We start from the raw sequence: 12,641 nt of genomic DNA on the forward strand, positions 1-12,641 counted from the left end.
TGAAGCTGGAAAAGGTACGCTTTTTCAAGTCTCACTTCGTTGACGGGAGTTCCCCAGCCTTTTTAAAAAGCCCTATTAATCGTCTGTCATCGTCTTCTTAAAACAAACATACATAAACAGGGCTGCGCCTAAAACCCAAACAGCTATAATACCGAGTGGCAGCCAGGAGTTGGTATCGTGTATCTCAATTGCTTGCATGATTGGAAAAGTATCGGCAACTTTGATAATGATACTGTCTTTATCCAAACCAAGAAATTCAATCATCGATGTAAATCCGAACAGAAACATCACTGGCATGATGTATGCAGACGTTGCAGCGATTGACTTGGAAAATAGGCCAATGCCAAGCAATAAAAAGTATAAGAACAATAAGATCAACCCAAGAAGCGCTCTGAAATGAAGAAACGGGTCAAAACCAACGATTAGTAGTGATACAACAAGGGAAATAAAAGTCATCAATCCGATCACAAGACTTTTGCCGACAATAATATCGAGAAACGACGCTGGTGACTGAATCAGACCGCGTAATGTCTTCTTTTCATTTTCCTCTGCCATCATGGTCATCATACCGCTTGAAGTAACCGCTGAATACGTTGCCCCAACAATGATATATATGACATAAATAGGGAGCTCTTTGCCAGCGCTCATCCGCTCATATAAAAGCGATAATATAATCGGGATCAACGGCATCATCAATAGCATCATATTTTTCATAAAGTCTTTTATATCTTTTTCAAAGATGGCACTTATACGTTGAATATTCATTATATCAGCTCCTCCCCAGTCACTTTCAAAAAGATTTGGCCGAGCGTCGGATTGTCGGTATGCATTGATTTCACTCGATTGTGTATCACCAATTCCTTAATCTGATCCGCATTTTCCGGTTTATTTTTGATGACGATCCGTTCTCCATCAAATGTTTCAACATGAAATGCGTGCGTCGAGTACTTGTAACGGAGTACATCTGGACGATCCATTTCCACTATTTCACCTTTATGCAAAAATGCAACACGGTCACACAATTCATTCGCTTCCTCCATATTGTGCGTTGTCAGAAAAATGGTTGTTCCCGCTTCATTCAGCTTCTTTAGTCCACGGTGAATGTGCGCCATATTTCCCGGGTCCAATGCAGATGTTGGTTCATCCAGAAATACCAGTTCAGGTGTATGAATGAGTGCTTTAGCCAAAAGTACACGCTGTTTCATCCCTTTTGACAACTTCGAGACCGTTTTCGTTCGCTGATCGTGCAGGTTAACCTCACGCAACATCACATCGATTTGACTTAGCGGAGCATGGTACAATTTACAAAATAATTTCAGATTATCATAGATCGTCAGTCGCTCATATAGTGAACTGTTATCAGATAGGATCCCGACCTTGGATTTAAAATCAGCTGTTCCAATTCGGGATGAATCCATCCCGAGCACCGTTACTTTACCCGCCGATTGTCCAAGTTCTCCGGTTAAGATTTTAATCGTTGTTGTTTTGCCTGATCCGCTTGGTCCAAGCAATCCAAAAATTTCACCCTTTTTCACATGAAAACTGACATCTTTAATAGCTGTGTGTCGTCCAAACGATTTCTGCATTCCTGTTAATTTTATTGCATTTTCCAACTGAAAACCCCCTTCGATGATCGGCTCTCATCGTAACGGATATAACCAGTTGATGCAGTGATATGAGAATGGAATGTACCATCCCGAAGGTAAACTGTACTAAAATACGTGCAAATGCTGTTTGTATGGGGTGAACGGTACCTATTTCAGACTGAATTTTTCCTGAATGTCTTGTATTTTCGTTCGCGACAACGGAATCGTCGACTGGGATTTGTTATCGATTCGCAGTGAATATGTATTTTTAGACCATGTAATGATTTCACGGACTTTTTGTAAATTGACGATATACGAACGATGACATCGATAAAATCCATAAACCGCTAATTTTTTCTCGATTTCTGCCAGTGTGGAATCCATCGCATATGATTCATCATGAACAACGATCATCGCTTTGCCATCCTGACTTTCGATGTAGTCAATCTCCAAGGGATCAAATAATATCATCTTGTCATCGACTTTCGCCGGGACCTTGAAAAAATTTGTAGTCGTCGCTGTTCCACTGTTTTTAGCTTCCGTCGCCCTTTCTTCTCCTTCGATGATTTCGATTTTTTGTAAACCATTTTTCTGAAGTTTGTATGCTATATCCCCAAGCAGCAGTGCGTGTTCCATATTGGATAATAAGATCATGACAGGTATGTGGCGATCCCTCAACTTTTGCAGCATGTTCATAAAAGTATTTATTGTTCTGACATCAGTGCCATGGATCGGCTCGCGGAAGATCATCGGGTGAACACCGCTCATGAAATACTTCGCAAAATAGACACGGCGAATGTCAGATTCCGAACATTTATGCAGCGATTTTTTGGCACAGTTTTGCAGTTCAAACAGTACAAGAATTTCCGGCAGTGGCGTTTCACAACCGAACCATTTATGGAAAAAAGCGATATTCCCCTCCACCGTCAGACGCTGATACAAACCTTCCTGTTGATCAAAAACGGTCAATTTGCCATTGTTCTCGAGGACCTTTACGAGTTCGGCCTGTATCTCCGTATCACTATATACTGCCGCGGCATAAGTATCCTCGATCGTAAGCGTAAATGGCGGGAGCGACTCGCTGTTTATCATCTCTTCATTTATTGTAAAATGTGTCATCATGTAAACTCCTGTTCAAACAGATCTTCTTTTTTCAGATTAATTTAGTATACCATGAAGTGCTTTGGAGTTTATTCTACTTTTTTGGTTTGATGAGTCCATAGCAAAATCTCCTGAAAAAAGGTGGTGCCACGGAGATCGCTAAAATGACAAAAAACCGGTTCGGTCTACATGGACCGAACCGGTTTGATATTATAGCGGTATATAATTCGCCGGGTCAACGGCGTTTGATTTTGCGTTGTTCCACAGGCCTTTATGAATCTCGAAATGGAGGTGCTGACCAAAAGAGTGCCCTGTGTTCCCCATCGTGCCAATCACTTGTCCCTGACTGACGCGCTGGCCTGTCCGTACTTTGAGTGAAGACATGTGGGCATAAACCGTTTGATACGTTTGCCCATTGATGTTATGGGTGATGAACACAACATTTCCATAGCTTGACGAGTAGTGCGCATTATACACGGTCCCCGCAGCCGCTGCATGAATCGGTACACCTGAGCCTCGCTTGGCAATATCTATACCAAAATGGTTTCCGCCCGAACGATGCCCAAAGCCTGAAGACAGCCTCCCTGAAGCAGGGCGGATAAAGCCTGAGCTGCTTGGAGCGGACGGTTTTGCATCGGAAGCTTTTGAATTTCCGCTTTGTGCCTTTCGGCGCTCTTCAGCTTCCTGCTTTTTGCGCAGTTCTTCTTCCGCTTTTATCGCCTCATTCTGGCGCTTTAAAACGTCGGCTTCATTTTCAAGTGAGCCAAGCTCATCGTGTACATGGTCTTGATCCTGTTTCACTTTCGCCATCACTTTTGTTTTTTCTTTTTGCTGCTCATCCAGTGTCTTTTTTAATTTTTCCAAATCTTTAAGCGCTTTTTCAAGGCTTTCCAGGTTTTTATTCAGCTTTGCTTCTTTTTTCTCCACGAGCTGAAGGTCCTTTTTCTGCTCTTCCATTAAATCCTTGTCCGCCGTCACAATGGTCGATACTGCGCTGGCACGGCTGATGAAATCCGCAAACGAATCCGAGCCGAGAAGAACATCTATGTATTGAACGTTACCGCCGTTTTCCTGCATGGATCGGACCCGCTCTTTCAATATGCGGTCACGCTTCTCTATCTTCTTTTTCAGCTTTTGAATCTGCTGTTTCAGTTCGTCGATCTGCTTCTTCGTTTGCTCGATTTCTTCTTTTTTCTTTTCAAGCTTTTCATTCGTGTCGGTCATTTTGCCGTCAATCTTCTCGATATCGCTCTTCAAGCTTGCTTCCTTTGACTCTAGCTCGGAAAGTTCCCGCTTCTTTTTTTCAAGTTTTGACTGGTTTTCCGACTGCTTGCTCTGAACGTCGCTCTTCTTTTTCTCCAAGTCTTCGTAAGCTAAAGCATGGTTGCTTTTGATCGGGATTAAAATCGCCGACATTCCGACTGCGGCAGTCAATCCCAATGTCATAAGCTTTCTTTTCAACCTTGGTACCTCCTTGCCCTTAAGAATCAAGGGAGCCCTGCACTTGACAGGCAATCCCTGCTTTAAACATGACAGAACCGGCGGTAAGCGCCGGTTTAAACTTTCAAGAATTTTCGAATCGACATCAAGCTTCCCCATACGCCAATAATGCCGCCGATCAGCATCAAAATGGCGGAAACCTGGAACACGAACGGATTGTATGGCAATAACTCAATAAAAGTTCCTTGCACTTTTGGAGCAATCCATTGAATAGCTTGATCATACATTCCGACCAGGATCGCGATTGGAATGATGGAGCCGCATACACCGAGCAGCAGACCTTCGATAAAGAAAGGCCAGCGGATAAACCAGTTTGTCGCGCCTACAAGCTTCATAATCTCGATTTCTTTCCGTCTTGCAAAAATCGTAATTTTAATGGTGTTAGAGATTAGGAACATTGCTGTAAACAAGAGACCGACAACTAATCCAATTCCGATGGCTTTGGTAACATTGCTGATTTTAAACAGACGGTCAACTTGCTCTTTCCCGTAGTTCACCTTATAAACGCTGCCGAGCTTCTCAATTTTTTTGGCCGCTTTTGGCGTATCCTGAGGATTGGACGTTTTGACGATGAACGCATCGTTCAACGGATTTTCCTGCTCAAACATTGCAAAGACGTCCCCGTCTTCCCCAAAACTGTCTCTTAAGTTTTTAAGCTCCTCATCTTTTGAAGAGTATTTAACACTGCTGACTTCTGGAATGTCTTTAATATCTTTTTCAAGCTGAGCTCTTTTATCTTCATTGGCTGTTAAGTCGATTAAAACTTTGACTTCTACTTGTTTTTCGACGTTTGATGTCATATGCAATAGGTTGAACATGATCACCAAAAATACCCCGACCAAGATGAGTGTTACGGTTACAGCACTGATGGATGCGAAGGTCATCCACGTGTTTCTCCCGAGAGATTTCAGACTCTCGCGCAAATGCCGTCCGAGAGTTCTAATCATAAGAACCATACTCCCCTCTAGATTCATCACGCACAATGACTCCGTCTTCGATTGCGATGACACGTTTCTTCATGGTGTTGACGATTTCTTTATTATGAGTCGCCATAACGACTGTTGTTCCGCGGTTGTTGATTTCTTCAAGCGTTCGCATGATTTCCCAAGATGTCTCCGGGTCAAGGTTTCCCGTCGGCTCGTCCGCTATGACCACATCAGGGCTGTTGACGATTGACCTTGCGATCGATACCCTTTGCTGCTCACCGCCTGAAAGCTGGTCGGGAAATTGCCTTGCCTTATGCTTCAGCTGTACGAGATCAAGGACTTCAAGCACTTTTTTCCTGATGACCTCAGGTCGCTCCCCGATGACTTCCAAAGCAAATGCGACATTTTCAAACACCGTCAGCTTCGGCAGCAGTTTAAAGTCCTGGAAGACGACGCCGATTTTTCTTCTGACATATGGAATATCTTTTTCTTTTACTTGGGCCAAATTTTTCTTGTTGATGACAATCTTCCCTTTGGAAGGCTTTTCCTCGCGGTAGATCATTTTAATAAAGGTTGACTTTCCGGCTCCGCTGGGCCCGACAACATAAACAAACTCCCCGGGATATATTGAAATGCTTATTCCGTTCAGCGCTGAAACCCCGTTGGAATAAGTCTTATACACATCTGTCATTTCGATCATGTAATCACCTAATCTTTTATGTTTATACGGTCATACTCTTCGAAACCGTATGTCGTTTTATGTCCTTTATCAATCCGCTTGCAGTCCGCAAGCTGTGTTGCTCTCTTTTTCAACAACACCCATTATACGTCAAGATTAGACAAAATGATATTACAGTTTTGTTTCAATAACGACATTAGTTATAGGAAAAACGTAAAATCCCCCAGAAAATGTGTACTTTAGGCCTTTTCCAAGACGAAATAACCTGTTTTACCCACTTTTTCATTAGGTAAAAAGAATCATTCAACACAAAAAGAACCTTTTTCACTCCCGTGTGAAAAAGGTTCCCCCTGGGACGCTTCCTATTTTTTCTCGGAAAGCCATTTTGCAATCTCTTCTGCTTCATCTTCTTTGACAAGGTTTCCCGGCATATTGCCGCGGCCATTGACAACGATGTCTTTAATTTCTTTTTCATCATATTTGCCGCCGACTTCTTTCAAGCTCGGCGCAGAGCCGCCGGCCAGATCCTTGCCGTGGCAGCCTGTGCAGTTTTGCTGGTAAATTTCTTCCCCGTCAGATGCAGTCGCTTGCCCGCCTGTATTTTTTTCTTTGCTTTCATTGTTGCCTCCGCAGGCGGCGAGCACAAAGGAAACAGCCATAAACAGAGTAAACAGCTTCATTTTCATTTTGAGGTCAGCTCCTTTTACAAATCAATCCTATTATACCTTCGATCACGCGCGTTTGAAACCCTCTCCGAGCACCTCAGAAGCGTCCATAGCAATGACAAATGCAGACTCATCAATGTGCTTCACCAGTTGTTTCAGCTTTGTGAACTCCGTTTGGCCGACAACACACATCAGGATGGGACGTTCATCATCCGTATAGCCCCCGACAGCCGAGATTTTTGTAATGCCTCTGTCGATCTTCTTCAAAACCGCTTGTCGTACTTCTTCTTCCCGGTTTGTAATAATCATCGCCATTTTTGAGCGATTCAAGCCGAGCTGAATGACATCGATCGTTTTGCTCGATATGTAAACGCCAAGCATAGCATAAAGCCCTTGCTCAATATTAAAAACGAACATCGCCGACAGCACGATCGTTCCATCTATCAGTGCCAGGCACTTCCCCTGGGACAGCCCTGTGTACTTATGAATGATTTGAGCCGCAAGCGCAGTCCCGCCTGTCGAGCCTCTCCCAAGGAAAACCATTCCGATTCCCGCTCCGATCCCGACGCCGCCAAAAATGGCTGCCAACAGCGCATTTTCCGTCGCAGGCGCGATATTCCTCGTCAGATAGACAACAAGCGGGAGAAACACAGATCCAACAAGCGTCTTTACTCCGAACTTCCCGCCAAGGATCAAGACGCCGGCGACAAATAAAGGAATATTAAAAGCCCATTGGACATAGGCCGCTTCAAAACCGAATGATTGCAGTATCGTACTGATTCCGCTGACCCCGCCGGCTGCAATCCGGTTCGGCAGCAAAAACATGTTAAATGTGACAGCGACAATCGCCGACCCTAAAAGAATGTAGCCGTAATCGCGCATCGCCTGCCAAACGTGATATCTTTTCTTGTCAAATGTCATGTATGTCATCCCCCGCACATTTCTTTACCAATCGAGAGTATAGCATTTCGCCTATTGTAAGTAAATAACAGCCGGATAACGTGTTAATCGGATAAAGCGGCAGAGGAGCAAAGGTTGTCCCGCTCTTACGACTTATCATGGACAAACGCTGACGGGTTTAGCCGCATCAAAAAAAGACACATCCGATATGGATGTGTCTCATTCATTTAGGACAGCTTTGAACGCAAGTATGCATCAATGAACGAATCGATGTCACCGTCCATGACAGCCTGCACGTTCCCCATTTCCGTATTGGTGCGATGATCTTTGACAAGAGAATACGGATGGAAAACATATGAACGGATCTGGCTTCCCCAGCCGATTTCCTTTTGTTCGCCGCGAATTTCATCGAGCTGTGCCTGCTGCTCCTCAATTCTGCGCTGATACAGCTTTGATTTGAGCATTTTCATCGCGCGCTCGCGGTTTTTAATTTGCGAACGTTCTGTTTGGCATGTGACGATGACCCCTGTCGGCAAGTGGGTGATACGGACGGCCGAGTCCGTCGTATTGACGTGCTGTCCGCCCGCTCCGCTCGCCCGGTACGTATCGACTTTAATATCTTCCGTGCGGATCTCGATATCAATTTCTTCATTGAATTCAGGCATGACATCACAGGAAACGAACGACGTATGCCTGCGGCCTGAGGAGTCAAACGGAGAAATCCTGACGAGCCTGTGCACGCCTTTTTCCGCTTTTAAATAACCGTATGCATTATGTCCTTTGATCAAAAGTGTGACGGACTTGATTCCCGCTTCATCGCCGGGGAGGTAATCAAGTGTCTCCACTTTAAATCCGCGGCGCTCAGCCCATCTCGTATACATTCTGAGAAGCATGGAACCCCAATCCTGGGATTCGGTTCCGCCGGCGCCCGGATGAAGCTCAAGGATCGCATTGTTTTTATCATACGGCTCACTTAACAATAGCTGCAGCTCAAATTCATTGAACCGCTTTGTCAAGCTTTTCAGCTCGTCTACGAGTTCAGCCTGAAGATCAGGGTCCGGGTCTTCTTTTAAAAGATCGTGCGTCATTTGCAGATCTTCATGCGACTCGCTTAAATCTTTGTATGTGTTGACATAGTCTTTTAGGCCATTCGCTTCATTGATGATCGTCTGCGCTTTTTGCTGATCACCCCAAAAGTCAGGATCAGCCATCTGCTCTTCTAATTCTTTAATTCTCGCTTCCTTTGCTTCGAGGTCAAAGAGACCCCCTAAAGTCCGCTAATCGAGTAGCCATATTTTCAAGTTCCTGTCTGATTTCAACTAATTCCATGTTCTTCACCTCATCATGTATTCAAGCCGGAGCAAAATAAAAAGAGGCGCACACCTCTTTTTATTCTGTTCTTCCGCAGCAGTTTTTATATTTTTTTCCGCTTCCGCAGTAACACGGGTCGTTTCGGCCGATATCGACCGCTTTGCGGACCGGTTTTTTCTTCGCCTGTTTGGCCTCATCGCCTTCTTGCGGCTGATGGGCTGTCGTCTGTCCTTGAACAACCTCTTCGCGCTCAAGGTTGTTTTCAATTTCAGCCTTCATGACGAATTTTGAAACGTCATCCTCGATGGCGGCGACCATGTTTTCAAACATGGCGAAGCCTTCCATCTGATATTCACGGAGCGGATTTGTCTGGGCGTATGCCCGCAGATGAATGCCTTGACGGAGCTGATCCATCGCGTCAATATGATCCATCCATTTCGTATCCACTTCGCGAAGAACGATCACTTTTTCAAATTCGCGCATTTGTTCTGCGCCGTATCTCTCTTCTTTTTCATTGTATTTCGTTTTGATCCTGTCAAACACAAGCTCTGTGATTTCCTCAGGCTCTTTTCCGAAAATGTCGCTCTTTTCAAGCAGCCCATCATCAAGGAAGTTCGCATTGATCAGTTCGACGAGCCCGTCGAGATTCCACTCTTCAGGCAGCTCCTCTCTCGGAGTGAACGAAGCGACGGTCCGTTCCAGTGAAGATTTGATCATGTCTTCGACGATGGAGCGGAGGTTGTCGGAATCAATCACCTCAAAGCGCTGCTTGTAGATGACCTCGCGCTGCTGGCGGAGGACATCGTCATATTGCAGAAGCTGCTTACGGGCGTCAAAGTTGTTTCCTTCGACACGTTTTTGTGAAGATTCGACCGCTCTTGACACCATCTTGCTTTGGATTGGTGTCGAATCATCCATCCCGAAACGATCGAGCATCGCCATCGTCCGCTCGGCTCCGAACCGCTTCATCAATTCATCTTCCATTGACAGATAAAATTGCGTGATCCCGGGGTCTCCCTGACGTCCTGAGCGTCCGCGGAGCTGGTTGTCAATCCGGCGCGATTCATGGCGCTCGGTCCCGATAACCGCAAGCCCTCCAAGCTCTTTGACACCTTCGCCAAGCTTGATGTCCGTTCCGCGTCCCGCCATGTTCGTCGCGATCGTCACCGCGCCTTTTTGGCCGGCGTCTTCAATGATCTGCGCTTCGCGTTCATGGTTTTTCGCGTTCAACACCTGATGCGGGATTCCCTTGTTTTTCAGAAGCTTGGAAATCAATTCAGACGTTTCGACCGCAACGGTGCCGACAAGAACCGGCTGTCCGACCATATAGCGCTGGGCGACATCCTCGGCGACCGCTTTAAATTTGCCTTCCATGGTTCGGTAAATCAAATCAGGACGGTCATCCCGGGCAATCGGCTTGTTCGTCGGAATCGTCACAACCTGCATGTTGTAGATGTTGCGGAATTCCTCTTCTTCCGTCTTCGCCGTACCCGTCATACCGGCCAGCTTTTCATACATCCGGAAGTAGTTTTGGAAGGTGATCGTCGCAAGCGTCATGCTTTCATTTTGAATTTCCAGCCCTTCCTTCGCTTCAATCGCCTGGTGGAGTCCGTCGCTGTAGCGGCGGCCCTTCATCAGACGACCTGTAAAGGAATCGACGATGATAACCTGTCCTTCTTCCACGACATAGTCAACATCTTTATGCATCGCCGCATGCGCTTTTAACGCCTGGGCGATATGGTGGTTTAATGCCACATGGCGGACATCGAACAGGTTTTCGATGCCAAACGCTTTTTCCGCCTTTGTCATGCCTTCTTCCGTCAGCTGAACAGCTTTTGTTTTAATATCGTATGTGTAGTCCTGTTCAGCTTTTAATGTCCGCACAAACGCGTTGGCCTGCACATAAAGCTTCGTCGATTTGGCCGCTTGTCCGGAAATAATCAGCGGTGTTCTCGCCTCATCAATCAAGATCGAATCGACTTCATCGATGACCGCGAAATGAAGCGGACGCTGAACCATCTGCTCTTTATAAAGAACCATGTTGTCCCGCAAGTAGTCAAAGCCGAGCTCATTGTTGGTCGAATACGTAATATCGGCGCCATAAGCCTCGCGTTTCTCGTCTTTTGACAGACTGTTCAAGTTCAAACCGACCGTCAGTCCGAGAAATTGAAAGATTTGCCCCATCTCTTCGGCGTCGCGGCTTGCCAGGTATTCGTTGACCGTCACGACGTGGACGCCTTTTCCGGAAAGCGCGTTTAAATAAACGGGCATCGTGGAAGTCAATGTTTTACCTTCCCCCGTTTTCATTTCGGCGATATTTCCTTCATGAAGGGCAATCCCCCCCATCAGCTGAACTTTAAACGGAAACATGCCGGTGACGCGCCGGGAGGCTTCCCTGACGACGGCAAACGCTTCTGTTAAAAGGTTATCAACCGATTCGCCTTTCTCAAGCCGTTCTTTAAACTCGATCGTTTTATGTTTCAGCGCTTCATCAGAAAGCTTTTCCATCTCCGCTTTGAGCGCATCAATCTCATTCGCCTTCTTTTCATAACGGCTGAGCGTGCGTTTTGTCGGATCAAACACTTTATTTAAAATTCCAAGCATAGAATAACGCTCCTCTGTAATTTTCCTTGTTTAAACAGTGATTTATATATATCAATTATCATATCACACCTTTTGTCATTTCCAAACAATTTACCGCAGATCAACGGAAAAATCCCCTCTGCGGGGCAACCGAGAGGGGTGCTGCTCATTCTTTATTCATTCGGTTCGATCAAACCGTACTTTCCGTCGTTTCTTCGATAAACCACATTGGTCAGATTGGTTTCGGCGTTCGTGAAGACATAGAAGCTGTGTCCAAGCATATTCATTTGTAAAATCGCTTCTTCATTATCCATCGGTTTTAAGTTAAAACGCTTTTGACGGACAACCTGCGGCTGTTCATCATCTGTTTCTTCCTCATGGAGGGCGGTGCCGATGCCGTTCCCTTCCGCAAATACATATTTCGGAGAACCCTTTTCGCGAAATTTGCGATTCACTTTTGTTTTATGCTTGCGAATTTGACGTTCCAGTTTGTTTACTGCTAGATCTACTGCTGTGTACATATCTTCGTGATGAACTTCCGCACGGAGAGAGAGGTCTGTCATTGGAATTGTCACTTCAACCTTTGATTCCTGATCATTGTAAAATTTCAAGTTGACCTGGACAATCGCATCGACGTTATTTTCAAAATAACGCTCCAGCTTTCCAATTTTCTTCTCGACGTGTTCTCTTAACGCTGCCGTTACCTCAATGTTTTCTCCTCTGACGTTGTACTCCATCAAAAGAACGCCTCCTTTATATTAAGGATATGTAAATACATTTCTCCTTTTCCCTTCTGAAATCCTGCATAAACGTAAAAATTATGTGAAAAATCCGTGAATTTTGACGAATTTTGTCCTTTAAGATGTCACCGATGTAAATTCCCTTTTGGAATCCTAGATATATGCAGGAACGGAAGAAATCAGAACGTTACTTTCGAAACTCGGACAAAGCCCCTCCCTTTCTAAACATAACGGCCATACACCCGACATGCTGCCGGGCGTATGGCCATCAATGGATCACATACGGTCTCATGCATTGATGAATCGCATTCATCCATTTTCGGTAAAGCGGTAAAAAACGGTTGATCAAATCGTGGTGAAACTCAGCGGAAGGATAATTGTGATAAATCAGACGGTCAAACTCGCGGAAGACCCTGTCAAAGAAACGAATGGACGATTTGACACAGCTTGTCTCCACTATTGAAAGCAGAACCGTGTGCGATGAATCCAATTGAAAAAAAGCATAGATCAAATCGTTAAAAATCCGCTCCCCTTCCGTCTTCTCCAAGTTTTGATTCGCCTCGATCAAATAGCAAAACCCTTCTTCAATCGTAAACAAAAGCTGATAATACGTTGTTAAAAGCATATAATCCTCGGTGCTTGTCAAATGT

General features: G+C 45.1%; 12 protein-coding genes. All 12 read right to left on the minus strand.

Annotated elements, in window-relative coordinates:
• Positions 1 to 75: 75 nt before the first annotated feature.
• Positions 76 to 765, minus strand: a complete 690-nt coding sequence (locus tag P3X63_RS19550; protein ID WP_277691714.1) for an ABC transporter permease — start codon at positions 763 to 765, stop codon at positions 76 to 78.
• Entirely contained in the window at positions 765 to 1,613 is an 849-nt protein-coding gene (locus tag P3X63_RS19555) for an ABC transporter ATP-binding protein (RefSeq protein ID WP_277691715.1), read from the minus strand. The genes P3X63_RS19550 and P3X63_RS19555 overlap by 1 nt, the downstream gene beginning before the upstream one ends.
• Before the next feature lie 141 nt (positions 1,614 to 1,754).
• Complete coding sequence (locus P3X63_RS19560; protein WP_277691716.1) at positions 1,755 to 2,708, minus strand: LytTR family transcriptional regulator DNA-binding domain-containing protein; 954 nt, start codon at positions 2,706 to 2,708, stop codon at positions 1,755 to 1,757.
• Between the two features lie 189 nt (positions 2,709 to 2,897).
• Positions 2,898 to 4,148, minus strand: a complete 1,251-nt coding sequence (locus P3X63_RS19565) for a murein hydrolase activator EnvC family protein (RefSeq protein WP_026588919.1) — start codon at positions 4,146 to 4,148, stop codon at positions 2,898 to 2,900.
• 95 nt (positions 4,149 to 4,243) lie between these two features.
• The gene (ftsX, locus tag P3X63_RS19570; protein WP_026588920.1) at positions 4,244 to 5,134 is read right to left on the minus strand and encodes a permease-like cell division protein FtsX; all 891 of its coding nucleotides are present in this window, start codon (positions 5,132 to 5,134) and stop codon (positions 4,244 to 4,246) included.
• Positions 5,127 to 5,813: a cell division ATP-binding protein FtsE gene (ftsE, locus tag P3X63_RS19575; RefSeq protein ID WP_026588921.1), complete on the minus strand. Its 687-nt coding sequence runs from the start codon at positions 5,811 to 5,813 to the stop codon at positions 5,127 to 5,129. The genes ftsX and ftsE overlap by 8 nt, the downstream gene beginning before the upstream one ends.
• Positions 5,814 to 6,154: 341 nt before the next feature.
• Positions 6,155 to 6,478 (minus strand): cytochrome c551, encoded by a 324-nt coding sequence (gene cccB / locus P3X63_RS19580; protein WP_026588922.1) that lies wholly within the window; start codon positions 6,476 to 6,478, stop codon positions 6,155 to 6,157.
• Positions 6,479 to 6,523: 45 nt separating this feature from the next.
• Positions 6,524 to 7,378 (minus strand): YitT family protein, encoded by an 855-nt coding sequence (locus P3X63_RS19585; RefSeq protein WP_026588923.1) that lies wholly within the window; start codon positions 7,376 to 7,378, stop codon positions 6,524 to 6,526.
• A 206-nt stretch (positions 7,379 to 7,584) separates the two neighbouring features.
• Positions 7,585 to 8,686, minus strand: a protein-coding gene (gene prfB / locus P3X63_RS19590) for a peptide chain release factor 2 (protein WP_142246076.1) whose coding sequence is annotated in 2 segments (ribosomal slippage) — positions 7,585 to 8,613 and positions 8,615 to 8,686 — 1,101 coding nt in all. Because the reading frame shifts where the segments join, the coding sequence is not laid out codon by codon here.
• 60 nt (positions 8,687 to 8,746) lie between these two features.
• Entirely contained in the window at positions 8,747 to 11,272 is a 2,526-nt protein-coding gene (secA, locus tag P3X63_RS19595) for a preprotein translocase subunit SecA (RefSeq protein ID WP_026588925.1), read from the minus strand.
• Positions 11,273 to 11,424: 152 nt separating this feature from the next.
• Positions 11,425 to 11,988: a ribosome hibernation-promoting factor, HPF/YfiA family gene (hpf, locus tag P3X63_RS19600; protein ID WP_277691717.1), complete on the minus strand. Its 564-nt coding sequence runs from the start codon at positions 11,986 to 11,988 to the stop codon at positions 11,425 to 11,427.
• A 271-nt stretch (positions 11,989 to 12,259) separates the two neighbouring features.
• Entirely contained in the window at positions 12,260 to 12,637 is a 378-nt protein-coding gene (locus P3X63_RS19605; protein WP_026588927.1) for a DUF8042 domain-containing protein, read from the minus strand.
• Positions 12,638 to 12,641 lie beyond the last annotated feature (4 nt).

Origin of the sequence: Bacillus sp. HSf4, from assembly GCF_029537375.1 — a bacterium.
GTDB lineage: Bacteria > Bacillota > Bacilli > Bacillales > Bacillaceae > Bacillus > Bacillus sonorensis_A.